This is a genomic window from Salinivibrio sp. ML198 (genome assembly GCF_001996015.1).
Taxonomy (GTDB): Bacteria; Pseudomonadota; Gammaproteobacteria; order Enterobacterales; family Vibrionaceae; genus Salinivibrio; species Salinivibrio siamensis.
Genome location: NZ_MUEZ01000010.1, coordinates 115,473 through 142,084, shown reverse-complemented (window position 1 = coordinate 142,084; position 26,612 = coordinate 115,473). Strand labels below are relative to the sequence as shown.

Here is a 26,612-nt window from a genome sequence, read left to right as displayed (position 1 = left end):
TTAGCCCTCCAGCTGTTTTTCACGAATACGCTTGTCGTATACTTGCTCGAAAATTTCCCAAAACAGCTTGGAGAAACCTTGCTGACGGTTAGACGTTAACTCTTTGTAGTAATTGCAATACATTTCCCACGCCCACGCAGACTCACCTTCCTCATGTGCATCGGTATTACGTCGGCAGTGTTGAAAGCGGCGTAATAGCACGTCCGGTGAAAAAGCGTTCAAGATTTGATCTAGTGCTTCCGCAATCGCATCTTGAGTCGCTTCATTATGATCTCTGACGTTTTTCAGGCTTTCAGCAATCGCTGCCGGTGCAGACAGATGAACGAGGCTTTTATCCGCGTCATACATGGTGCGAACCGTTTCCTCGTATGAAAGCCCTAAGCGTAACGGGTTATCTTCAATCGGTTGCAAGTTGCGGTTCATGGTACCAAAACGCCCTTCTGCCGCTTGCTCGTGCAGTGCAAGTAGTCCTTTTAAGCACGCTTGCAAAGACTGCCCCATCTCCTGAGAGAGGAAGTGCATACGTTGAACGTCTTGTTCATTGGTGACACGCACTCCCAGCCCTTCCAACATGGGCCCGGTCAATAAATGCTGACCATGCCCACCTTCTTCTCTCGAAGAGGGTGCATCACTATTCAAACTTTTCGCCACTTCTTGTTCGAGAAGTCCTAATTCTTTTTCATCCATTGGCTTCGTCTCACTGTCTGTCAATTTCGATGGAGTCTGTGGTGCCGTTTCAACTCGAGGCGCACTCTGTACTGTCTCGTCTGAGTGATAACGACTATCGCGTTGCTTTTTTTGGCCGAACCCAAAAATACGTTTTAACCTCACCGAGGCCGACATCACATCTTCGCTATCCGCTTGCGGTGTAAAAGAAGGTCGTTTTTCGACTAGGTTTTTTTTCGAGACGAGGCTATCTGTCTCTGTGTCTTGCGCTGATGGACCATCATCCAGCAACCAATTTGCTCCCTGAGAGGATGACTTCGCTTCTAGCTCCACGAGGGGATCAATAGGCGCAGAGGCATCTTCTAGCTCGGGTTCTACATCAACGGGTTCATTGGCGTGAGCCAGTAAATCGGTATGATTGCTGTCAAAAAGCGTATCAATATGGCCCGTATCAACGTCACCCTCTTCGCCCGTCAGCACACGCACTTGGTAAGGGCCAATTTGCATTTCATCTTTGTGTGCCAATCGTGCAAGCTGCCCTTTTCCTAACGGCATCTCTGTTCCGTTAACAAACGTTTGTCCACACTCATCACGGACACAAAAAGCGCCATCAACCACCAAGATTTCACAATGCACGTCATAAACACGCGCCATTCGATCTTTCAATCGCCAGCTCGCCATTGCAGACGATCCAATGGTGCCACCCGTCTCAACAAAGCGAATCTGTGCCGACAACCCAGACTCTAGGGTTTGCGCGTTCGCGACCACGAGTGTTATGCCGTTTTGATGTTGAGAGACCATGTTTATTGCCTTACCTGAATGAGTACACGCTTGTCTTGCAAGTCTTTCCCAAGGAAAGACGTCCATCCCAGCGCAACCTGTTTTCCTAATTGAAGCGCGGGCGTTTCTTCGTCTGTCATCGACAGCTCTATGTCGAACGCCATTTGCTCACGTAAAATGAACTCAACTAATTTGCACAGTGGCTGATACTCTTTACCCACAGGCAGAAAGTCGTTAAAGCGCTCTCGGGTCAGGTTTTTGATGCAAATAACAAACTTGCCATTGCAATCAAAGACCGACTCGCCAATCACGGTGTCCTCGCCCAAGCGCCCGTTCATGCACCCAAGAGACATTTGCTGCTCCTTGGCTATTTTCACTTTGCGAGTCACCCATTGGCGGATTTCAACCTGTTCAAGGTCAAAACAATGCGCAATGATGCCGGAAACCACAGTTGGCGATCGACTTCTCCCCGCTAGCGTGCCGGCATAGGCCAACATTTTGCACCAGTTGATTGGGGTCTCACCCCTTAACTGGGGATCTCCTAACCCAACAAGCGCGAAGAGCTGCGCAGAGAACTGATCTTCTGCACCTGGCTGAAACCTCACGTAATAACGATATTTACGCCAGATCCGGTATACCAACGCGATTAGCCGATTATTAAAAAAGTCCAAAAATGGTCTTTTAATACCGCCAGGCTCTTCATGAAGAAGCTGCTCGGTAATAAATGCCGGCAATGGTGATTGCGAACCTGCTAGCCCTAAAAAGTTCGTTAACATCACCGTGTGATCGTTAACCTGATCAAGCGATGATATATCTGACGCAGCAAATCCAAGACTGGGATTAGCGCTAAACACCAGCTGACACTCGCGCTCCCACTCTTCTTCCTCAGGGTTCAACCCTTTATGCTTTTGTAAAAGCTCAACAAGTTGGAAGAAGCTATACACTCGCGCATCTTGAACAAGATCAGCCGCACTAGGTGCCAACTCCTCTAGATGAGTGGTTGCATCCCGACTCTCGTCTGCCATGTATAGGTCTCGTTATTCGTTGTGTTGATAACGGTAAGCTCATGAAAAGAATTAATACTCGCGTATAACGAGAAAAAGTGGCTGAGCACCGTTCCAAATAAATATAAATCGCCTTCCGAGCCAAAGCCGTCTTGATTGAGATAAATCGTGGACTGCAAGCCTCGAACCGGCATGCCACGTAATAACTTATCCATGGGCTTGGATTGAATATCTTCAATCGCGTCTAGGCGTTTCTTACCCACTCGCTCTGCTTGACGATCCACCAACGCACGAAAATCATAAGCGGTTAATACACAGCTCAATGCGTCTTTTGACAGGAGCGACAAGTAATTCAACGATAAATTAGAAATCAACATCCATAGCAAGCTGCCATCCAGCACAGGCCTCAATGCTTGCGTTGGGATTGTAATGTTTTCGAACTCTGCAAATGGCGGTGAACTGTCCGTTGGATAGCAAATATCTCCGACACCTAAGTCCAATGGAAGTTGACGATTTGTGCAGGTCAGCTTAATTGACACCGCCTCATCGACATCGACGGATGCTGACTCATCCCCGCGAATAAACGAGATAAAAGAATCAAAACCATCCCCGCGAATGCTGTTTTTTACCCGTGAGCGGTAATAAAGGGTTTCTCGATTACGCACCCGCTCTACTTCATGTTGAAAGCTCTCAAACGGGGTATAAACCCGCTTTTGACCACGTACCGGTTTACCATCAATGACTTTGTCTTGCCTACCCGTGACACTATCAATACTGAACACTTCATAATGGGCTGGCTTACCGCTTGATGGAATAACTTTGTATTCAGTGCTCTTTCCGGTGAGATCGATCGGGTCTGCGTCATGATCAAACAAGTTAATGACGGGGGTGCAATATAGCTGAAAGCTCTCTGATCTCACTCTGACATCTGACGGCAACGTTTTAGACAAATGTAACTGCACCGTAAACTGGCCGTAGACATTGTTCGGTATTGCCTTATCTAAGCCGCTAATATCAAAGAAATGAAACGCTTCAGGAAATGACAAATATTCCTGTAGGACACGATAACCGTCATACACATTTTGTGGATATGGCAATAGACCATCGCCAGGATTAAATCCAACCGATGAAAACGCATCTCTTGGTAGCGAGAACTCAGTGCCATCGACGTGTACCGTGAGTTTTTCGAGATGATGACTCAGCCACAAATAGATCATTTGTGCGCTATATTTATCACCACCAATGTAAAAACGCAGCGTGTTGATGTTGGCATCTCGTACCGACATATCACCGTCTAAGGTCATTTGCAGCTGAATTGTCGTCGCTTCACGTGTGTGTTCAGCGTGAACGTTAGAACAATACAGCGGGTACAACTCAACCTCTCGGCAAGTTTGAAAGCGACACTGGGTTTCCATAACAGGCTTACTGTCAAGCTCCGTCCCCTTAGCAACAACTTGCTTTTCGCTCAAACTCCCTTCTGGCTTAAATTGCGCGATACACATACTCGGCACTGGGCGTAAATAGTTAGGCCAGAGCATATTGATAATCGAGTGAGTCAGCTCAGGAAAATCATCATCAACTTTTTCGCGCAGCTTGCCGGTTAAAAACGCAAATCCCTCCAACAAACGCTCTACATCTGGGTCTGTATGTCGACCATGTAAAAAGCGTGCGAGCTGGGGGTGCAGTTCAGTAAAGGCTTTACCTTGCTCTTTTAAAAACGCGAGCTCTTCTCGAAAATACTTGTCTTGCGTCATGCGGTTTACAACACTCGATATTGGCGGTTCTGGTCTAAAAGCAAGCTAAGTTGAACTTTCTCGTGGAGCGCTTCGCTATTCACGGTGGCAACAATGTTGAATCGCAGCATAAGTGGCGAGTGCGGATCAAAATCTGATGTCACCAAAATATTGGTTAGCCTAGGCTCATATCTTTCCAAACATCCTTTAATGGCTAACTTGACCCTCAGCGACAGATCTAAGCTTTCGAGTGTCGCGTCGTTGAAATCGATCAGCCCCAAGCCAGGCGAGCTTTGCGCACCACCAATACGCGTATTCAACACATTAGCGATATTACGTTTTATCGATCTCACTACGTCTGGGCTGCTCGGCCCCTGAGTAATTGAAACAGGCTTAGCGTCGGCTTCTAGACGCTCCAAGAAGCCGACACCAAATGCACTGTCTTCTAGCGCAACGTATGACATGATTACTGATCAAGCCTACCAACAAGAGACAGCTCAAAGTTCGCACCCATATACTTAAAGTGAGGACGAACAGCTAGCGACACCTGATACCAACCAGGGTTCCCTTCCACATCGCTTACTTCAATTTTGGCAGCACGAAGTGGTCGACGGCTACGCACGTCTGCTGGTGGGTTCTCTTGGTCAGCAACATATTGCTTCAGCCAGGTGTTTAGCTCGCGCTCAAGGTCTTGGCGCTCTTTCCAAGAGCCAATTTGCTCACGTTGTAGCACCTTGATGTAGTGCGCTAGACGATTAATAATCATCATGTAAGGAAGCTGTGTACCAAGCTTGTAGTTCGTCTCTGCTTCTTTACCTTCTTTGGTATTTGGGAATACCTTAGGCTTCTGAATGGAGTTAGCAGAGAAGAACGCCGCATTGTCACTGCCTTTGCGCATTGTCAGACCAATAAAGCCTTCTTCCGCAAGTTCGAACTCTTTGCGATCGGTGATCAAGACTTCGGTTGGGATCTTGGTCTGTAGGGCACCCATTGATTCATAAACGTGAACAGGCAGATCTTCTACTGCACCGCCGCTCTGTGGACCAATGATGTTCGGACACCAGCGATACTTGGCGAAGCTATCCGTCAGGCGTGTTGCAAATGCAAACGCTGTATTACCCCAAAGATAATGCTCATGATCTTGACTGACGTTTTCGTGGTAAACGAAAGACTTGATCGGGTTCTCCGTTGGATCGTAAGGCACACGTAGTAGGAAACGTGGCGCGGCCAGGCCAAGATAACGTGCATCTTCAGACTCACGTAATGAGCGCCATTTCGTGTATTTAGGGCTCTCAAAGATAGATTTAACATCTTTGATGTTTGGAAGCTCCTCAAACGACTCAATGCCAAAGAACTCTGGCCCGACGCTTGAAATAAATGGCGCATGTGCCATGGCGCCCAGCGCACCCATATATTGCAGCAGCTTCATATCTGGGGTTGATGGCGTAAAGGCATAGTTACCAATAATGGCGCCTGTTGGCTCACCACCAAATTGACCATAACCTGACGAGTATACGTGCTTATACAGGCCTGATTGTGTTGTTTCTGGCGCGAATTCAAAGTCGTCTAGCAACTCTTCTTTGGTAACGTGCAAGATGTCAACTTTGTTGTTCTCGCGGAAGTCAGTACGGTCGACAAACAATTTAAGCCCACGCCACGCTGATTCCATTTCTTGGAAAGACGTGTCGTGCAAAATTTCGTCCATTTGAGCACTGATCTTTTTATCAAGCTCAACGAGCATCTGATCGACAAGAGACTTATTCACAGGCTCTTGTGTTTGATCATTACCCACGAGGTTTTCAATAAAGGCTGCAACGCCTTTTTTGGCGACATCATAGCCCTCTTCGCTAGGCTCAATACGCGTTTGCGCCATGATCTCGTCAAGTAAGCCACCTTCTTTTACTTCAGGAGACTCTACGACTGATTCACTTGTAGACATGTTTCTATTTCCTAAGACTTAATTAACTACTAATTTGAATCAATTACTCTTTCGGAGCATCATCATCGCCACCGACGATATTTAGCTCAGCAAGCAACTTTTCACGAGACTCCTCAGAATTAAGCAGCTCCTGCAAACGATCGCGGAAAGCAGGAATGTTGCCTAGAGGACCTTTCAATGCAACCAAAGCTTCACGAAGCTCAATCAGCTTTTTGAGCTCAGGAACTTGGTCAGCAACTGAGTCAGGTGCAAAATCACTCATGGATTTAAAAGACAGCTCGACAGGCAATTCTGCATCTTCATCGTCGACAAGTTGATTTTTTACCGTGGTGGACAGACGCAAATTGCTCTCGCGCATCACATCTTCAAAATTGTTTTTATCTACAGAAACTGTTGCACGGTCTTCAACGGGCGTCTCTTCTGTATGCACCTTAAAATCACCAACAACCAAGGTTTTTAGCGGGAGCTCCACTTCTGCTTGCTGGTCACCCGTCGCGGGGACGTACTTGATATTAATGCGCTCTTTAGGCGCTACGCTTCCTTCTTTGGACACTTTGAACCCTCGATACCTTCACCAAAATGACAGCACAGCCAGGAGTGACCCTGTCACGCTGAACTGCGTTAACATCTTAAAAACATCAATGACTCGCTGTGCTGCTATCACTGACGGTGCGCCAGCATACATAACGAAAAATTAGACATTAATTAAAATTGCACAAATTTGGAGCAATGCCTCATTTTTATTTTTTATTGGCAAAAAGGTACGGTCTTCTGACATTTTGACAGTTTCATGACATAACTAAATGTAAATAACACGTTAGTGAGCAATAACTCTAAAAAGGTGGTTAAAATACCCTTAATTGTTAACAGGAATATAATTAAACAATCTCTAATGCAATTAAATAATGACTTATTATCTTCAGGTATTTAGCTTCACATAATGAGAATAATGGGAAGGTAGTGGGCTAGCAGATACCTAGCCATCTGACCTCCTCCATATCCGTCCACCTCGACGCTTTAGTGATGAAAATGTGAATAGCACCGTATTTGAACAAGCTTAGAGCGGAAATCGTGTGATCATCGCGACACATTAAACGCGACAACACGCGCAAGATGTGCACTCGACCCACTAACACTTATGTTGTGCGTATACCCTCTCCTCCCTTTGTTCTCCTCCTCTCTTCGCTCGTTGCTTAGGAGGATGTGCCCTTTTCTTAATTAAGTAACACTAGTGTCACTTATCGTCTCTGTCGGCGCGCTACCGGTTGTGCCATCACTCTTCGCACGACGCCATTGTCTCGCCACTCGACGAATCAGAGTATTTCTTTGTGCGGTTTTCTTTGTGCGGATAGTGATTATGAAAAAGTTGCGTACCCTTTCTATAAGTCAACGGATAAGCTTAGCTGCCTCGTCCATCGTACTGATCGGTCTTGGAGCAGTGAGTGCCGTTTCCTTGTCAACGCTGAATAGCAGTCAGTCAGCAATGTCATCCCAGGTCACTGAAAACGTAAAGCGTGATCAGGTGATTAAGATGCAAAATCGCGCGACAGCGATTAGCGAGGAGATCCATGCGTATATTGCCTCTCCCCTCGATACGGTGCGGACTATCGCTCAGATTTATACCTCCGAAGCGGAAAAGAATAAGTCAGCACGGATCCTCGACCGAGATGATATACCTCGGATCATGTATTCGATTTTGAAACGCCAACCTGAATGGCACAACATCTACACCGAGTGGCAAAAAAACGTGTTAGGCGCCGATGCTTTTTACTACGGCGACCCAACAAGCGCTGCTGATGGGCGCTATGTGCCGTCTGTGTCGGTAGATGAGAGAGGGGAAATGCGCCTTACCGCTGCGCAAAATTTCTCTGAAACTAACCCTTGGTATCAATGCCCGGTGAGCACACAAAAAGATTGTATCACCGACCCGAGAACCGCTGAGATTAATGGCAAAACCCAAACGGTGTTTGATGTGACAACCCCCGTTTTCCGTTTCGATAAAACCGTTGCCATGGTGGGGAGTACACTGACTACAGCACAAATCCAGTCCATTCTGGCTAAACGTGCTGACAGTAACGGTAAGCTGTTTGTTGTCAGTCAAAATGGCCGAATCGTTGCTAGCACCGATCAACAAGTCCAGCATGGTGCCGCGGTCTCCAAACTATCCTCTCCCGCGTATCACTCTCTTGCCAAGCTTCAAAAGCAAAGCCATAAAAGCCAATTCAAACAAACCGATTCGCACTTTTATGTGTCGCAACCGATCGAATTTGGCAATATGTCTCAGACGTGGTCAGTGATGATTGTGACCCCCAAGCAGGCCGCGATGGCCCCCGTCACACAGCTGAATCAAATGATGACAGACGCCGAAAGCGATATTCAAAACACCATATATTGGGTGAGTGGCCTCGTCCTTTTGCTGGCCTTTGTGATCATTCAAATCGTTATCAAACGTCAATTAGCACCGTTGAGTAGCGTCGAGCAATCGATTCAAGCGATAGCCCAAGGTGGTGGCGATTTAACGCAGCGCTTATCGGTTAATGGTAAGACAGAGATTGATCGTATTAAACGCTCAGTCAATCACATGTTGGATGCGCTGCAAGCGATGGTGGGACAAATTCAACAAGCAGGTGGACGTTTGTCCGACACATCAACGACAGCCAATAACGCCATCACCGATGCCCACCAAGCCCTGTCTGATAATACCGAGACATTACACCAAGCCGCGACGGCAATGGAGCAACTGACCGCGACCTCAAAAGATGTGGCAACCAACTCTGAAGCCTCAAAAGAGAAAAATACCGCAGTGGTTTCATCGCTGAATCAATGCATGGAGAATGTGGCTAACAATGTGGCACGTAACCAAACCGCCAACACAGATCTGCAAAAAGCCAACAGTTTTGTCAGCGAAGTCAAAGCCAGTGGTAGCGATATTGCCTCTCTGCTCGACGACATTCGCGGCATTTCAGATCAAACCAACTTGCTAGCGCTCAATGCCGCGATTGAGTCGGCACGCGCCGGTGAAGCTGGCCGAGGGTTTGCGGTTGTCGCTGACGAGGTACGTGCCTTGGCCCAGCACTCACAAAAATCTGTTGACCAAATCGTATCGACGCTTGAAACCTTCAACCAACTCCTTACCGATATTGAAACCGTCATCCAACAAGGTGAGCGTGGTGCGGCGGAGGGTTATCAAGCAAGTATTTCCGTGCAGGAGACCTTAACCGAGATTGTTGATTTGGTGCAGCAGCTTGGCGATATCAATTACCAAACCGCAGGCGCGGCGGAAGAGCAAAGTGCCGTCTCTCAGCAGGTGGCTGAAAACATCCAAGCACTGTCACAACGCATAGAACAAACCTTGTCACTCAGTGAGCAAGCGCAAGGCGCAAACCAAACCCTCAACCACGAGGCCAAAACGATTCGCCAACTGGTCGATACGTTTACGGTCTAGTTTCCAGCCTTACCTCTCATACTAAAAAAGGGCAACCAACGTTGCCCTTTTGAGGTTACGTCTTGTTAAAGACGCGATGTAAAACGTAGCTTAGATGGTGAGATTACTTCTTATCTAATTGTGCTTTCATCGCGTCACGAAAGACTTGGTCAGCGTCAGTAATACCCAATTGCTCTGCATCACGCAGCAATCCCATTGCTTTGTCGACATCGTTGTCTGCAATGGCGGCCCGAATAGCCTGGTGATAAAAACTAACGCTTTCTTGTTGCGGGCCTTCAGTGGCGGAGAGCGCTGGCAGGACGATAGGCTGAGCATTGTTATGTGCGCCCAATGCGGTTGCTTCGATGGAAAACGTGCCAGTCAACGCGCGCGGCACTTGAATATCACCTACCTCCGGAAAGTAATTCCCTCTCCCCTCTGCGTCCAATTTCGCTGGGTGGCTAACCGCCACCGTTTCATTAAGTTTATCTTTATCGGTAAAAATAACCAAATAGAGCGAACTGTCGCCAATTTGTGGATGGACTTTAATATTCCCTTGCAAACGGTTTCCATCGGCTAGACGGGGCTTTAGATAGACTAACCCATCATCATCAAGCTCAGCACGAATATCGCCAGACTGGTTAATGACTTTAGCACTTGGGACAAAAACACTGTCGTTGACTTCTGCCTCAATATTGATAGCTAATCCATTTTTTACCATTGGTAAGTCGAAAATGACGCCAGGGCTATCAATGCTATAGATATCGAGGACTTGTGTTTGCGCGGTGACCGCTATTTTTATCTCTTTGTCCATTGTTATCGGCAGTTTTTTCGCTTTTTCAAGCTGCGTCATTGCCTTTCCTGTCGGTGCAACCTTATATTGGTTATCAACGAACGTCGAGCACCCACTAAGTAATAATAGCCCAGAAATAAATAACACTTTCTTATTCATATAAAACACCTAAAAAAATAGCCGACAATTGTCGGCTATGAAAAAAGACAGTTTAAAAAAAGACTTACCACCAAGCTTCCAATTGCACACCAGTTACGAACTCTGAGTCACCTTTGTCACCAAACGTATCTCCTTCTTCATCCGTAATATACGTACCGTAGAAGCGAATCTCAGGACGCGACCAGAAGCTGTCACCCATTGCCCATGCTTGAGCTAAAGTAAACTTGTGGCCTCCTTGGTCTGTTCCTTGATTTTCTCCATCAAAGAAGCCTACCTCACCGATAGTGCGCATCGTGTCGTTCCACTTATAAACAGGACGCACAACAGCAGTGAACATATCAGAGTCGCCCTCACCATCTGTCAAGTCCGAGCCATTATGATAAGAGAGCTGATGTCCGAGTTCCATCGATGACCCAACATTCATCACACCCCAGTTGATAATACGGTAGCCTTTCGCATCGTTTTTATCATCGGAGCCGCGGCTGTACCATGCACCAGAACCAAAGCCAGCAATCTGATCACCGTATCCTGCAGAACCATATTGCAAGATTGTTTGGTTGAAACCATTGTCCATATTTTGATGCACAATACCGGTAAGCATAATACCATCATCAGCCGCTTCGGTTTGGTCATCTTTTTCTGTCGCAAAGTTATAGGCCGTAGCGAGCTCTAAGCTAGCATCTTTCCACAAGCCGATATTGGCTAAGCGCGCATCAAAAATATAGCCTGAGGACTGATCATTTTCTCCATCTTGAACAAACGCTAAAGAAAGCTTTTGATCGCCCAGTGAAATATTTTCAATACCACCACCAGTACCTGATGTATTCAAGAAATAGAAGTCAGTAATGTGGATATCTTTACGTTGATAATAGCGCTTACCCGCCCAAATAACGGCTTCAGGATCGGATGCAATCACACCTTTGGCTTGGACATTAAATTGCGCGACATTGATTTCGCTATCTTCCCAACCATTTTGGCCTTTATCGCTAGAGGCAATCATAGATTCCAGTTTCCATGATTGCTCACCCGTTTGAAGTTCTTCTGAAAAACCGAACTCGTAATAGTTGTCGTCTTCATTACCCAAACGACCAACTTTATTCTTTTCAAAAGCACTATCACCCGCACCATCACCACCGATCGCAGCACCCGCACGAGCATAACCATTAAAATCGACAGCGAACGCTGAGGTGGCAGTGACAGCAGCTGCGACAGCCGCCGCAATTAAACTTACTTTTCTCATACCTTACTCCATAATGCGCCTTTTTTACGTGTCTCTTCACACCGGCAGTGGGTAGTGGAAAAAGACAGTGTGTCCAAGGCTTAGCTTTCTTCGTTATCCTGGAAATATCCTATCCCTGCACACTAAAGTGCGCGTCATCCAGGGATGTGGTTGAAGGGGGAGGAGGAGTAAGGAGGAGCTAAGGCGGATTATCCTAACTTGTCGACATCGATCACTGAACCAAGGCGTAATTGGTAACTGGGTTTCTTGTTTATCCCCTACAAAACGTCGAACAGATCACTATTAATAATTTTATTCATAGAGATATGAAACTTTATTACATGAGGGACAATGATCATAAATGTGACGTCAGATTGAATTATTTATAGGTAACCGCTCTAATAGCGACTCGTCTCATTTAACGGTGTTAGTTATGTCGGTTTGTTTCCCATCTCCTTATGTATTAGGGGCGCAATTACACCCATCAGGCTGTCGGTTTACACTGTATGCGCCAGACCAGGACTGCGTACATTTACTATTGTGGCATCAAGCGCACCAACCTCAGCGGATCGCTATGCACGAATATAAGCGCGGCTACTGGACACAAGATGTTGCTGATGTCGTTGCAGGGCAAGAATATAGCTTTGACGTCTCACATGATGGTCAAATCTGGTGTGTGGCTGACCCTTATGCTCAGGCCATTACCGGTCCTTTAACCTATCAGCCTCCCTATACATTATCGCAAAGCACACAGGTTGCGCGCTGCCAAGTCGTCGATCACGACTTATTTGATTGGCAAGGCGTGTCATCGCCCCAACGCTCAATGTGCGACACCGTTATTTTCGAAACCCATGTTAAAGGGCTAACTCAACAGCACCCAGATGTCTCGCCAACACAGCAAGGACGTTATTTAGGCTTGGTGTCACCAGCGATGTTGGCGTTCTATCAACAACATCAGATTAATTGCCTGCAACTGCTGCCGATTACCTGTTGCTTACCGGAGCCGCATTTACTCAGCCAGCAAAAAACCAACTACTGGGGCTACAACCCATACGTTTGGATGGCACCGGATCCACGCTACGCGGAGAAAAATGCGGTTGACGAGCTGAAAACGGCAATACGCGAACTACACCGCCACGACATCGAAGTCATTTTAGACGTGGTGTTTAATCACACGGCTGAAGGCGGAGAAGGTGGGCCGATTCTTCATTATAAAGCGCTTGATCATGCCATGTACTTACATGATGGCCAACGGCTGTGCAACCATACCGGCTGTGGCAATACCATTGATATACGCCATTCTGCTGCAATGAAGCAGGTGATCGACACCTTACGTATGTGGGTCACCGACTATCACGTGGATGGGTTTCGGTTCGATCTCGCCGCCACCTTAGGGCGAGACGGCGATACCTTTGATCCCCACAATGCCTTTTTCCATGCCATCGCCCAAGATCCGATCCTTTCTAAGGTCAAATTAATTGCGGAACCATGGGATATAGGCCCCGATGGGTATCAGCTAGGACAATTTCCGATTAACTGGGCCGAATGTAACGATAAAATCCGCGACATCACGCGCAGTTTATGGCGAGGAGAGCTAGGTATGCTACAGGATTTCGCCACGCGGTTGATGGGGTCACGCGACTTTTTCAGCGCAGCGTATTGGCCGGATCACCTACCCATCAACTACATCACCTACCATGATGGCTTTACCCTGCAGGATGTGGTCAGTTATGCCAAGCGGCATAATCACGCCAATGGCGAGAACAACCGAGATGGCCATGGCGATAATCGCTCCGCCAACTATGGTGTTGAAGGATCCACAAACAATACTGATATTATTGAGATAAGAACTCGGCAAAAAAGGAATATGATGGCGAGCACCCTCTTCTCGCTGGGGACGCCGCACATTCTAATGGCCGATGTTTTAGGGCACTCGCAACAGGGAAACAACAATGCCTATTGCCAAGACAACCCCATCAGTTGGTTAAACTGGCAAACGCAGGATCATGTTTGGTCAAACTGGCTTTCCACCATGATTGCACGTCGCAATGCTATCATACCGCGCTTTATTGATGCGTTGAGTGGCACACAGCGCCATCGCAATCAGATTGAGTGGCGACATCCGAATGGCGATCCTATTCACGATCATCAATGGCCAAGCCTGCAAGCACTCAGCTGTCAGATCACACTCGGTGCGCATCATTCTGACGCGGGTCAATCGCTGCTCATTGCCATTAACAGCGGCGACACCGCGCACAATCTACGGCTTCCACCAAATCATCAGTGGCGTATTGTCTGTGACAGCGCAACCAATGAAACGACTATCACCACACCCGAACCATCCCTGATATTGGCAGGCAAGCACTTTGTAGTCTGCATTGACGGTGACTGGCTGTAGCCCAATATTACCCACATCAAAAAGGCAGCTAATGTTAGCTGCCTTTACTTTCGTGCTCTTGCTTCGCCTGAGGGCGTAACGCCTTAGCCTTTCACACCACCAGCCGTCAAACCACCCACTAACCAACGTTGGGCGAGTAAGAAAACACCTGTGATCGGTACCGCTGAAAGCACGGCTGCCGCCGCGAAGTCGCCCCACAGATAGTTCTGCGGATACAAGTACTGCTGCATGCCGACCGCCAAGGTATACGAATCAACATCCGACAACAGAATCGAAGCAACTGGCACCTCACCTACCGCCATGATAAACGACAGAATAAAAACCACAGCCAAGATAGGCACGGAGAGCGGAAGCAGCACCAGCCTAAACGCCTGCCATGGGGTGGCGCCATCCAGTGCTGCGGCTTCTTCCAATGAACCATCAATGCTCTCGAAGTAACCTTTAATGGTCCAAACGTGTAATGCAATCCCGCCCAAGTAGGCAAAGATCAAGCCACCGTGCGTGTTGAGCCCCAAGAACGGAATGTACTGCCCCAACTTATCAAACAAGGCGTAGATAGCCACCAATGCCAACACCGCCGGGAACATCTGGAAGATCATCATCGCGTTCAAGATGGTTTGCTTGCCTTTAAATCGCATACGCGCAAAAGCGTACGCCGAGGTGGTTGAGAGCACCACGATAAACAGCGAGGTGATCCCGGCCACTTTTACCGAATTCCACAGCCATAATAGAACGGGAAACGGCGGTGGCGTGACCGAGCCATCCGGATTAGTCACCGGGAAGCCCAATGCTAATTTCCAATGTTCAAGTGATGGATTTTTCGGGATCAAACTCCCGGTAGCGAAATTCCCTTCACGGAATGAAATCGCAATAATCATTAACAGCGGGAATAGGATCAGCGCCAAAAATAAGCACAAGCCAATATGGGTTGCCCAGACGCGATATTTTAAGGATTTACCTTGTACCATTGCCATATTTACGTCCCTCAGTGCTCGTTTTTCTGCGTCATGCGGAGGTTGATTAACGCCAGTGCGCCGACAATCAAGAAAATCAGTGTGGCGATGGCACTTGCCAAGCCAAAGTCTTGACCACCACTGCCTTCAAAGGCGATGCGATAGGTGTAGCTGACCAGCAAGTCGGTATAACCGGCCGGCTCAGTGGTGCCAATGCGGTTTGGCCCACCTTCTGTTAACAGCATAATCATCACAAAGTTATTGAAGTTAAAAGCAAAAGCGGCAATCAGCAACGGTGTTAATGGTTTAATCATCATCGGCAGCGTAATACGGGTGAAGTTCTGAATGAAATTCGCGCCGTCAATCGCGGATGCTTCGTAGAGATCATCGGGGATCGCTTTAAGCAAGCCCATACAGAGGATCATCATATAAGGGAAACCAAGCCAGGTATTGACAGTTAACACCATGCTCCGCGCCAAGAACGGGTCAGAGAACCAATTCGGACTGATGCCAAACAGGGCTTCCAATACCATGTTGATTTCACCAAAGCTTTGGTTAAACAAACCGCGGAAAATCAGAATCGAAATAAAGGCTGGCACCGCATAAGGCAGGATCAATAATAAACGGTAGATCGATTTGCCTTTCAGCTCTTCCCACTGCACCAAACTCGCCAATATCAAACCGATAAAGAGGGTAAACACCACGGTGAGTACAGAAAAAACAATCGTCCAAATAAAGATGCCAATAAAGGGCTCTTTAATCCCCTCATCTGTCCAGACACGCTCAAAGTTATCGGTGCCAATTTGCACCACATAACCGGGCGACACCGTGTCGTCAACAAACTCACCCGAAGCATTAACCGGTTGGTAATACCCTACCTCATCATTGGGTTTGAGTGTCTCACCCGTCTTATTATTGATCAGCGTGCGGCCATCGTCCTGCAAGCTATAAAGCGATTGAATAGCGGCGAACTTGCGTAACCCACTCATACGAATGGTTTGATCATCTGACAATTGTAAATCTAGATTACCGAGCGCCTCTCGATTTTGAATCACATCGCGGAGTGACGCTTTTTGTCCCTCAACACTGTCAATCGGGCTAAGTGACAAGTTTTCATCGGCCAGTGTTGCAAATTCAAATGGCTTGGTGGCAAAACGTGTGTTTTCGCCTTCCACCACAATACGAACTCCTTGATCCGTTTGATATAACGAGAAAGGATAACTGTCGCCACTTTGAAAGGTTCGCTCGAGTAATACGGACTGGGCACGCTCGAAAGAGAGTTGATTTTTGGCGCTATAGTTGGTGAATGACAGCCCAACGGTATAAACCAACGGAAAAATAATGAAGAGGATCATCCCCGCGATACCTGGATAGATATAGCGATGGGCGTATGTTTTTTTACTGCCAAAAATGTACAGCGCTAGTGCGGTTAATACCACAGTTAACAGGGCAAAGGCAGTTTCACCACGCGAATACATCAAGACGGTGGCATAGCCATTGATGATGGCCACAGTAGCCAGTAACGCCCATTTTATGAACGCTTTTGTGCTGCTGGGCAAAGAAGAGCCTGACGTTGTCATAGCTTGGGAACCTTGGACTGACTGCATAAGGAACGCTACTCACATAGTTTTTAAAAAATGCAGGGAGGCAAGCCCCCCTGCAGATAGAGCTTATTTGACCATTTGCGTTTCCGCATCGTCGAGCGCTTCCTCGACGCTTTGACGGCCATCGACCACATTGATGATGGCGTTTTTGGCAGCCGCCCAGAACCCATTCATTTGTGGAATGTTCGGCATCACCTCGCCATGTTTGGCGTTTTCCATGGTCGCAGCAATACGGCTATCTTGAGCCAGCTCTGCTTGATACGCATTCAGCGCCACCGCACCTAGGGGCTTATCAGCATTGACCGTTGAAAGGCCTTCTTTCGTCAGCAGGTAGTTTTCAAGGAACTCAACCGCTAGTGCTTTATTTGGCGATGCGGTGCTAATACCGGCACTAAGCACACCAACAAAAGGCTTGGACGCTTCACCTTGGAAGGTAGGTAAGGTGGTGACACCATAATTGATACCTGACTTTTCGATGTTGCCCCACGACCATGGGCCGTTAATGGTCATCGCTGTGTCACCTTGGTTAAAAGAAGACTCAGAGACCGAGTAGTCCATATCTGATGAAATCACGCCATCTTTGACCATCTGCTTCATGAAATGTAGCGCGTCATGCACACCTTGGTTATTGATACCCGCGTCTTTAACATCATAGCCGTTTGCCGTTTGCTTAAACGCGTAGCCGCCATCAGCCGCCATTAATGGCCATGTAAAGTAGGGTTCTTTTAAGTTCCACATGATGGCTGACTTACCCTGCTCTTTGAGCTTGGCATCCATCTCAACTACGTCTTGCCACGTTTCTGGCGGGTTTGGCACCAAATCTTTGTTGTAGATAAGGGAAAGCGATTCTACTGCCACTGGGTAGCCAACGTATTTGCCTTTGTATTTCACCGCATCCCAAGCAAAGTCGACCATGCCTTCTTTAAGACGGTCTGAAGGGCGAATTTCTGCCAACAGGCCTGACTCTGCGTAGCCGCCAAAACGGTCATGCGCCCAAAAAACAATATCTGGACCATCGCCCGTTGACGCCGTTTGCGGGAACTTGTCCTGCAAACCATCAGGGTGAACAACGGTCACAGGAATCCCCGTGTCTTGCTCAAAGCGGTCACCCACTTCTGCTAGGCCGTTATAGCCTTTATCACCGTTAATCCAAATCGTCAGTTGGCCTTCTTCGATATTGGCGTGTGCGCCAAATGAACCCAGTGCAATGAGGGTACCGAGAGCAACAGCGCTAAGTGATTTTTTCATCTTTCTATCCTTCTTCTACTGAGGTGTAGCACGATTCCATGGAGGATGAGCTGTATTTCACGGTCTATCATGGGTAATTCCCGCGCATTCCTCATCATCCTGGCTTCTACGCCCTACGCCTGTGCGAGCGAATTCGTGATCCATATCGCTCGTCGCTAATGATGCGGCTCACAAAAATAAACGGTACGTGATCAACTTCAACTAATTTGCTAATCATTTTGTGATGTACGCCCTCAAACTAAATTAGGGAGGAGATCATCCTCCTCCCCGCCTACTCCCCCTGCAATAATTTCCCCCGGGAGGATGTACCGCTTGCGCAGATACGCGACACTGCTGTCATCAAAAAAGCATCGGGTGGAACCTATCCAATGTGCTTAATCAATGACCAAACAGCGTTCAACAAAAAAATAACGCTCAAAAATGGCCGATATTGAATAACACAACCACCTATAATGCGTATTGAGCCGAATTAATGAAAAGCGATTGAGGGCGAGCGACATGGCAAGTGTCACGTTTAAAAACGTTTGTAAAGCGTATGACAACGATGTAATGATTTCAAAAAACGTTGACCTAGAGATTAAAGACGGCGAATTTGTTGTTTTTGTCGGTCCATCTGGTTGCGGTAAATCCACTTTATTACGCTGCGTTGCCGGATTAGAAGATATTACATCGGGCGATCTTTATATTGATGAGCAACGCGTCAATGAAATAGAGCCTTCTAAACGCGGCGTGGGAATGGTGTTTCAATCTTACGCGTTGTATCCCCACCTAAATCTTTATGACAACATGTCTTTTGGCCTAAAACTGGCCAAAACGAACAAAGCGGAAGTCGATAAGCGCGTCCATCAAGCGGCGGAGATCTTACAACTCGGCCACTTACTCGACAGACAACCCAAGTCTTTGTCCGGGGGACAACGTCAGCGTGTCGCGATTGGCCGCACCTTGGTGTCTCAACCTCGTGTCTTCCTCCTCGATGAGCCACTTTCCAACCTCGATGCAGGGTTACGCGTGCAGATGCGCGCACAAATTACCAAATTACAACGTCAGCTTGGCTGTACCATGATTTATGTGACCCACGATCAGATCGAAGCCATGACCATGGCAGATAAAATCGTGGTACTAGATGAAGGCCGTGTGGCGCAGGTTGGCAAACCGCTAGAGCTTTATCATTACCCTCAAAACCGCTTTGTCGCGTCGTTTATCGGCTCACCCAAAATGAACTTTATGAGTGTCTTTATTGAGGATGTTGAGCCAAACCGTGTCAAAGTGCAGCTCAGTGAAGGTGCCAGTTTCTGGGTACCTGTCGATGGCAAAACCGTCACGCGCGGCGATCGCATGTCTCTCGGCATTCGTCCTGAGCATTTGGTGGCCGCCAAAGACGGCGATGCGCAAATTGAAGGGGAAGCGACCATTGTCGAGAAGCTAGGCAACGAGACGCAAATTTATCTCAACCTTGAAAGTGCAGACGCAGACGTGATCTATCGCCAACTCGATACCGTTGAGATTGAACCCGGCGAGAAGTACGCCATTGGTATTCCAGCCCATCGCTGCCATTTGTTCCACAGTGACGGTCGAGCGTGTAAACGCCTGCATCGCGAAAATGGCGTCACCTTCGTTGATGAAGAAGACGCAGCCTAATATCACCTTGTAAGAGACTACGACTAGGCCGCATTCGCGGCCTTTTTTATGGTATCGATTCAGACAGAAAAAACGCCAAGGATTAACTTGGCGCAATCTTCACTTTGTCGCCCAAAGGGCTCAGTACCTTCACCCTTGCCAGCAATAAAACACAGTGGCTAATGGGGGGAGATTTAATGTTAGCGATTGAGGCTGGTCGTGCGCCGCGCTTTTATCGGTGCTAAGCGCTGCGTAAACGGGATACCCACTGCCCCAAAACGCCTCATCATCCGAGTTTAATACTAATTGGTAGTCGCCACTCTTCGGCACACCCAGCTGAAAACCATCCCGGGGGACAGGGGTGAAGTTACTCACCACCAGCATCCGCGAGCCGTCATCGCCAAGCCGCTCATGGGCTATCACGCTAATATCTGCAGCGTCTTTTAACCGCCACTCAAATCCTGCCGGATCGCAGTCGAGGCGATGCAGCGCCGGCGTTGAGACATACAGGTGGTTCAGCGCTTTCACCCATGCTTGGATACCTTGATGGCGGCCGTATTGCAGCCAATGCCATTCAAGCTGGCTGTCATGGTTCCACTCTGCAGTCTGACCCATCTCCGTGCCCATAAAATTGAGTTTTTTCCCCGGCTGGCCATACATGTAGCCCAAATAAGCACGTAAGTTCGCCGTTTGCTGCCACTCGTCACCAGGCATTTTTCCCATCAGTGAGCCTTTTCCATACACCACTTCATCATGAGACAAAGGCAGTACATAGTTCTCGCCAAACGCGTAAACCAATGGAAATGTTAGCGTGTCGTGGTGATAGCGTCGATACACCGACTCTTCACGGATATAACGTAAACTGTCATTCATCCAACCCATGTTCCATTTAAACCCGAAACCCAGGCCACCCGCATAAATTGGCGAGGAGACCCCGGGAAACGTGGTCGATTCTTCGGCAATCGTCATCGCATTGGGAAAATAGTGATAAACCGACTCGTTCATCCATTTTAACGTGGCAATGGCGTCGTAGTTCTCATTGCCGCCATCTAGGTTCGGGATCCATTGATCCTGCTCACGCGAGTAATCGAGATAAAGCATCGACGCGACGGCATCGACACGCAAACCATCAATGTGAAACCGGTCAAGCCAATACAAGGCGTTATTCACCAAAAAGCGGCGCACATGCTCTTTACTCATATCGTAGAGATGACAATGCCAGTCGTTGTGCCAGCCACGTCGTGGATCGGGGTCATGATATAAGGGCGTACCATCGAAAGAGGCCAAACCATGATCATCGGTAGGGAAATGTCCCGGCACCCAGTCGAGAATGACGCCAATGCCCGCTTGGTGGCAACAATCCACCAAGTACTTAAAATCATCCGGCGAGCCATAGCGGCTAGTCGGCGCGAAAAGCCCCACTGGCTGATAGCCCCAAGAACCATAAAAAGGATGCTCACTGACTGGCATCAGCTCTACATGGGTATAACCCATTTCCACCAAATAAGGGACTAAACGGTGAGCAAGCTCACGATAGCCCAGACACTGACCCGATGCATCTCGCTGCCACGAACCAAGGTGAAGCTCATAAAAAGAGAGCGCTTGCGTATGTTTTTCAGTCACAGGGCGGTCTTGCCACTGCTGATCGTGCCATTGATAAGCATGTTGATCATAGGTCAGAGAAGCAAATGACGGGTATTGTTCAGCATACGCACCATAAGGATCGGCTTTGTGCGGTAAACATTGCCCATCGGGACCCGTTAACGCATATTTGTAGCGTTGATTAAGGCCAAGATGAGCGACAAACCCCACCCAAAATCCATCTTCGATGGCAATAAGGCTTCCAGCCTCTGCCTGCCATTGGTTCCAATCACCGATCACGCTCACTGATTGTGCATGAGGCGCAAAGAGCACAAACCTTATACCCTCGACCGGTTTGCCCGCGACGGGTAACGTCACCGGATGCGCGCCCATTTGCTGATGTGCAACTCTCGGGTTATATAAAGCAGCCATATCAATTGCAAAATGATCAGGCTGAATAGACTGGGGCAGTATTGAAATGGAAGAATCTGGCATCAGCGACTCCTTATATAAAAAAACGCTCCATCCTATGCGTGTTGGCTGGCACTGAGGATAGAGCGTTAGAGCATGGTATGGTGGTTACGCCGTTTGCCGACTCGCTTGCATGCGCACCCGAGATAAGTCTCTGGCAAGTTGATTCAACTCTTCACGGCTAAAGAGCGTTTCCAAACTGGCCGAAAGCTTACGCCGCCAGTTGGGATATTCGTCTACCGTACCAGGGATATTGACGGGCTTGTCCATCTCCAACCAGTCTTCCAACTGGACGCTTAATAGTGCTGACTTGCCAGCGGCAACATGCAATTGCAACGCGCGGCACAAGTGACCATCCATCGGCACATAACGCGCATCGCCCCCAACCCCATCTGGTAGCATACCATGCCAGCGCACACTGTCTAAAATGCCCTGCTTGGCTTTCAAACGATCATCAAACAATTGTTGAAGTTGCGCTTCATCTGGGTATAGGCCGAGCTCTTGACCCAGTTTTAAATCGTCGCAATGCCAAAAGCCACGAATGGTTGGCATATCATGGGTGGAAAGCGTCGCCATCGCCTGCTCGGTATAGTGCGCCGGAGAAATAAAGCCCCCGTCCTCTTCTGAGGTTTCAAAGAAGAATACCTTGTAGGAATGCACGCCCGCATCGGCAAGTAACGCACCAATTTCATCTGGGACCGTCCCCAAGTCCTCGCCAATCACACTGCATTGATGACGGTGCGACTCAAGCGCTAAAATCGCGAGCATGTCTTTAACGGGATAGTACAAGTAAGCGCCCTCGGTGGCATTTTTCCCCTTAGGGATCCACCATAAGCGCAGCAAGCCCAGTACATGATCGATACGTAAAGCCCCACAATGACGCATGTTGGCCCGCAACAACTCGATGTAGGCATGATAGCCAGTGTGTTTCAGTGCTTGCGGATCAAATGGCGGTAAGCCCCAGTTTTGCCCCCGAGGTCCCAACACATCCGGCGGCGCACCGATACTGGCATCCAGTACTAAGGGCGAGTTGTCCGACCAGGTTTCGCTTCCCGCGTCTGACACCCCAACAGCGAGATCACGGTACAAGCCCAGCGACATCCCCTGCTCTTCAGCAATGGCTTGTACCTCTTCCATTTGACCTTCGGCAATCCACTGTAAATACATGTACAGTTGAATGTCGTCACTGTGCTGCTCGATAAATGCTTGCGTCGCTGCATTTTCATAGCGACGATATTTTTCAGGGAATACGGGCCAGCCCCAAGCATGAGGGTCTTCCGCGCGTAAATGTTGATGCAAGGCATCAAAGGTGGCTTGCTGTTTTAAGCTCTCTCCGCCTTTTTCAATAAAGTCTAAAAACGCACAGCCACGTCGAGTCTGTTGCAGCAGCTCGCGTTGCTTAAACTCTTGAAACAACAAAGGCAATACGGCCATTTTTAGGGCGGCGACTTCGCTATAATCTACCCAGTGAGTGTCGCGCACAGCTTGCAGGCGACGCTGGAACTCGGCGCTGCCCACGAGTTGCTGCGCACGGGCGCTCAAACAAAACTCACGAACGTTGCTCACATCAATGTACAAAAGATTAAGCCAGCGGCGTGATGAGGGACTATAAGGGCTCGCGGCTTCTGGATTAGCAGGGAACAACGCATGAATGGGGTTAAGGCCAACAAAGTCCGCGCCACGCGAGGCGAGCTCACTGACCAATTGTTTCAAGTCACCAAAATCACCAATCCCCCAGTTGTGAGGGGTACGCAGTGTGTAGAGCTGAATACTCGGGCCCCACATTTTTTTGTGTTGATCCAATTCAGGTTGTTTATAGCATTGAGTAGGCGCCATGATGAGCGTCATTTGGTACGGTGATTGACGCCGTTTACGTATCACAGAAAGGCGATGATAGCCCCACGGTAGGGAGCAAGGCAGGCTAAACACTAATGGGCCGCCATTACTGCGCTCATCGCGAACGATTTGTGACTGTAAGTAACCCTCAAAGCACTCGCCCTGTTCGGTTTCCAAGCGCCAACTAAAGTCACTTTCTCTCGCACTGGTCCCTAAATGAAGCGCAATTTCGACTGGCTCATTCTCCTGTACCACTTGCACGGGCGCGAGCACATCCGCTTTATGTTTCTTCGCCGCCGATGCCAATAACGCCTCGTCATTTCGTGTGTCATAGCCAAGTGACGTTAGTAAGTCATGTAAGGTACTGTCCGGCACGGCCGCTTCTGAGCCCCATGCACTGATATAGCGATCAGCGAGGTTGGCCATTTGTGCGACTGTCTTCAATGCAGATTCTTTCATCGCTTTCTCCGAGGGGTCTGCCCCCTTCTTTTATTGGGCAATATTGTTGTCATTATTGTTAGATGGCAAGGCTCATTCCCTGCCATCTATGAGGTTGTTAACCCATTATTTTGCAATTAGCGCTTAATCGCTTCTAACTGCCAAATGTTATTAACGTAATCGCGAATTGAGCGGTCTGAGCTAAACTTACCGACCAGCGCGGTGTTTAGAATGGCTTTACGTGCCCATTGCGACGCGTCACGGTAATCACGGTCAATGTCATTGTGTGCGCGCACGTAATCGGCAAAGTCAGCCAAACACAGGTACGGGTCGCCGCTACCCATGACACTGTCAAAGACAGGACGCAACGCCCCAGGCTGACCTGGCGTAAACGTCTCATCCAACAGACTGTCCAAGGCGGCCTTCAATAGAGGCTGGCTATGATAGACCGCTTCAGGCTGATAGCCTTTTTTGCGCAACGCCGTGACGCCATCGACATCAAGACCAAAGATATAGATGTTGTCGTCACCCACTTCTTCACGGATTTCCACGTTCGCGCCATCCATGGTGCCAATGGTGAGCGCGCCGTTGAGTGCCATTTTCATGTTACCCGTGCCAGACGCTTCTTTACCGGCCATAGAAATCTGCTCAGACACATCGGCAGCAGGAATAATGATTTCCGCCATACTGACACGATAATCAGGAATAAATACCACTTTGAGCTTGTCACCGACTCGTGGATCATTATTAATGGTTTCAGCCACCTTATTAATCGCATAGATGATCGATTTTGCTAATTCATAGCCAGGTGCCGCTTTCGCAGCAAAAAAGACCACACGCGGCGCCATATCGAAATTCGGCTCATTGATGAGGCGCTGGTACAGTGAAATGACGTGTAATAGATTAAGGTGCTGGCGCTTATATTCATGCAGACGCTTAATTTGTACATCAAAAATCGCATCGGTATTTAGGGTGATATCGAGGTGCTCTTTGACCCATCCCGCCAAACGCTGCTTGTTGCGCTTTTTGACATCCATAAATGTCTTTTGAAAAGCAGTGTCATCCGCATATTGTGCAATCTGCTCGAGTTGCTCCAATTGCGCTGGCCACTGCTCACCGATTTTTTCACTGATCAAGTTGGACAAATCAGGATTACAGAACTTCAACCAACGACGCGGTGTGATGCCATTGGTCACATTTTGAATACGCCCTGGGTATAGCGCGTCAAATTCTGGGAATAAATCACGCTTAACCAACTGAGAATGCAAGGCGGCAACGCCATTCACCGCATAAGAGCCAACCACACATAAATTAGCCATGCGCACCATGCGCTCACCTTTGTCGTCAATCACAGACAACACCTGCTTTTTGGCCACATCGCCGGGCCACTTCGCTTCTACCTCTTGCATGAAGCGATGGTTGATCTCAAAAATGATCTCCATATGACGCGGCAGCAAACTGGCAATCAACGCCTCACTCCAGGTTTCCAGCGCTTCGGGCAGTAAGGTGTGGTTGGTGTAAGCAAAGGTACGACTGGCGATGGACCAAGCCTCATCCCAGCCCAGACGATAATCATCCAGCAATACGCGCATCAGCTCAGGAATAGCGATGGTGGGGTGAGTATCGTTCAACTGAATGGTTTCGTAGTCTGGTAATGCGGCCAATGCATGCCCTGCCTCTAGATGACGACGGAGAATGTCTGCTACAGAAGCTGCACTGTGGAAATACTGCTGCATTAAGCGCAATGTTTTACCCGCATCGTGGTTATCGTTGGGGTACAAGACTTTGGTCAAATTCCCTGCAGCGATGGCGGATTGCTGAGCTTGGGTATAGTCACCGTCATTAAAGGCATCAAGAGCAAACGGCGTTAACGCCCGTCCTTCCCATAAGCGAAGCGGATAGACCGTATTGCTTTGATAACCCACAATCGGCAGATCCCAGGGCATGGCCTGAATTTTCATGCCCGGCACCCACTGACGGTACGTGTGCCCTGAGTCCTCAATCACCTCTACATGGCCATAAAAGCCAATGGTTTGCGCTAAGTCAGGACGTACCACTTCCCACGGGTAACCTTCAGGCTCACGCCACGCATCCGGTGCTTCTTGTTGTGCGCCCTCTTTGAATGACTGGCGGAACAAACCATATTCATAGTGCAAGCCATAGCCGACCGCAGGATACTGTTGGGCCGCCAATGAATCCATAAAGCAAGCGGCGAGACGCCCCAAGCCGCCATTGCCCAAAGACGGATCACGCTCTTGTTCAAGTAAATCCGTTAACCCGAGGCCAAGCTCACTCACGGCATCGGCAATCGCATCGTACAAGCCCATGCTAATTAAATTGTTGCCGGTTAACCGACCAATCAAAAACTCGAGGGATAAATAGTTAACACTTTTAGCTTGTTTAATGGCTTGATCGTGTTCAGTGGCTACTAGGTCACTTGTGGTATGTTCGGCTAATGCACGGCCCAATGCGAGGTACCAGTCGCGTAGCTGAGCGGTGTCTGGCGCGTGACCTAACTGGGTTAGGTGTTGAACCATACTGATTTTAAACGCACTTTTATCAAACGCATGTTGCTGTTTTGGTGTCATGTCGTCGCTCTCGATAATGGAATGAAACCTTGATGGTTATTCATCCTGCCCAACCCGAGCACGGCAAACATCCTCCCACGTCATTCTCATCAAAGGAGGAGACCACAGGGCGTAGAGAGCCAGGTCACATAGCAATAGTGAGCCGCCTCTCATCAAATCCA

The 26,612-nt window shown here is 48.4% G+C and carries 16 protein-coding genes and 1 pseudogene; 3 read left to right on the top strand and 14 right to left on the bottom strand.

Going from position 1 to position 26,612, the window contains the following annotated elements; genetic code table 11:
* From tagH to tssB, 6 genes are read right to left on the bottom strand one after another with little or no spacing between them, the layout of a single operon-like run.
* Nucleotides 1-1,467 (bottom strand): type VI secretion system-associated FHA domain protein TagH, encoded by a 1,467-nt coding sequence (gene tagH, locus BZG25_RS09085; protein WP_077638917.1) that lies wholly within the window; start codon nt 1,465-1,467, stop codon nt 1-3.
* 2 nt (nt 1,468-1,469) lie between these two features.
* Nucleotides 1,470-2,471 carry a type VI secretion system baseplate subunit TssG gene (gene tssG / locus BZG25_RS09080; protein WP_077579345.1) on the bottom strand — a complete coding sequence of 334 codons (1,002 nt, stop codon included), beginning with the start codon at nt 2,469-2,471 and terminating at the stop codon, nt 1,470-1,472.
* Nucleotides 2,435-4,204, bottom strand: coding sequence for a type VI secretion system baseplate subunit TssF (tssF, locus tag BZG25_RS09075; RefSeq protein ID WP_074214291.1), 1,770 nt, complete (start codon nt 4,202-4,204; stop codon nt 2,435-2,437). The genes tssG and tssF overlap by 37 nt, the downstream gene beginning before the upstream one ends.
* A 5-nt stretch (nt 4,205-4,209) precedes the next feature.
* Entirely contained in the window at nt 4,210-4,647 is a 438-nt protein-coding gene (tssE, locus tag BZG25_RS09070) for a type VI secretion system baseplate subunit TssE (protein ID WP_077579343.1), read from the bottom strand.
* Nucleotides 4,648-4,649: 2 nt separating this feature from the next.
* Nucleotides 4,650-6,122: a type VI secretion system contractile sheath large subunit gene (gene tssC, locus BZG25_RS09065; protein ID WP_077457793.1), complete on the bottom strand. Its 1,473-nt coding sequence runs from the start codon at nt 6,120-6,122 to the stop codon at nt 4,650-4,652.
* 43 nt (nt 6,123-6,165) lie between these two features.
* On the bottom strand, nt 6,166-6,675 hold the full coding sequence (gene tssB, locus BZG25_RS09060) for a type VI secretion system contractile sheath small subunit (protein WP_077638916.1): 510 nt from the start codon (nt 6,673-6,675) through the stop codon (nt 6,166-6,168).
* 804 nt (nt 6,676-7,479) lie between these two features.
* Here tssB and BZG25_RS09055 point away from each other — a divergent pair.
* Entirely contained in the window at nt 7,480-9,567 is a 2,088-nt protein-coding gene (locus tag BZG25_RS09055) for a methyl-accepting chemotaxis protein (RefSeq protein WP_077638915.1), read from the top strand.
* A gap of 103 nt (nt 9,568-9,670) precedes the next feature.
* On the opposite strand, the gene BZG25_RS09050 is transcribed toward BZG25_RS09055, so the two are convergent.
* Complete coding sequence (locus tag BZG25_RS09050; protein WP_077638914.1) at nt 9,671-10,498, bottom strand: MalM family protein; 828 nt, start codon at nt 10,496-10,498, stop codon at nt 9,671-9,673.
* A gap of 64 nt (nt 10,499-10,562) precedes the next feature.
* Nucleotides 10,563-11,738, bottom strand: coding sequence for a maltoporin LamB (gene lamB, locus BZG25_RS09045; RefSeq protein WP_046075897.1), 1,176 nt, complete (start codon nt 11,736-11,738; stop codon nt 10,563-10,565).
* A 412-nt stretch (nt 11,739-12,150) separates the two neighbouring features.
* Between lamB and BZG25_RS09040 the strand changes: the two genes are divergently transcribed.
* Nucleotides 12,151-14,115 (top strand): glycogen-debranching protein, encoded by a 1,965-nt coding sequence (locus BZG25_RS09040; RefSeq protein WP_077638913.1) that lies wholly within the window; start codon nt 12,151-12,153, stop codon nt 14,113-14,115.
* 83 nt (nt 14,116-14,198) lie between these two features.
* Here BZG25_RS09040 and malG read toward each other — a convergent pair whose 3' ends face one another.
* The 3 genes from malG to malE form a co-directional block, all read right to left on the bottom strand.
* A complete protein-coding gene (malG, locus tag BZG25_RS09035) occupies nt 14,199-15,089 on the bottom strand; it encodes a maltose ABC transporter permease MalG (RefSeq protein WP_046075898.1) in 891 nt (296 codons plus the stop codon).
* A gap of 11 nt (nt 15,090-15,100) precedes the next feature.
* Nucleotides 15,101-16,648: a maltose ABC transporter permease MalF gene (gene malF, locus BZG25_RS09030; RefSeq protein WP_371326853.1), complete on the bottom strand. Its 1,548-nt coding sequence runs from the start codon at nt 16,646-16,648 to the stop codon at nt 15,101-15,103.
* A 90-nt stretch (nt 16,649-16,738) separates the two neighbouring features.
* Nucleotides 16,739-17,920: a maltose/maltodextrin ABC transporter substrate-binding protein MalE gene (gene malE, locus BZG25_RS09025; protein WP_077579336.1), complete on the bottom strand. Its 1,182-nt coding sequence runs from the start codon at nt 17,918-17,920 to the stop codon at nt 16,739-16,741.
* 498 nt (nt 17,921-18,418) lie between these two features.
* Between malE and malK the strand changes: the two genes are divergently transcribed.
* Nucleotides 18,419-19,558, top strand: a complete 1,140-nt coding sequence (malK, locus tag BZG25_RS09020) for a maltose/maltodextrin ABC transporter ATP-binding protein MalK (protein WP_046075901.1) — start codon at nt 18,419-18,421, stop codon at nt 19,556-19,558.
* Nucleotides 19,559-19,687: 129 nt separating this feature from the next.
* On the opposite strand, the pseudogene glgB reads toward malK, so the two are convergent.
* The 3 genes and pseudogenes from glgB to BZG25_RS09005 form a co-directional block, all read right to left on the bottom strand.
* Nucleotides 19,688-21,541 (bottom strand): annotated as a pseudogene (glgB, locus tag BZG25_RS09015) (1,4-alpha-glucan branching protein GlgB); the annotation flags it as partial.
* Between the two features lie 156 nt (nt 21,542-21,697).
* Nucleotides 21,698-23,884 (bottom strand): 4-alpha-glucanotransferase, encoded by a 2,187-nt coding sequence (gene malQ / locus BZG25_RS09010; protein ID WP_077638910.1) that lies wholly within the window; start codon nt 23,882-23,884, stop codon nt 21,698-21,700.
* Between the two features lie 116 nt (nt 23,885-24,000).
* The gene (locus BZG25_RS09005; protein WP_077638909.1) at nt 24,001-26,451 is read right to left on the bottom strand and encodes a glycogen/starch/alpha-glucan phosphorylase; all 2,451 of its coding nucleotides are present in this window, start codon (nt 26,449-26,451) and stop codon (nt 24,001-24,003) included.
* Nucleotides 26,452-26,612: the final 161 nt, after the last annotated feature.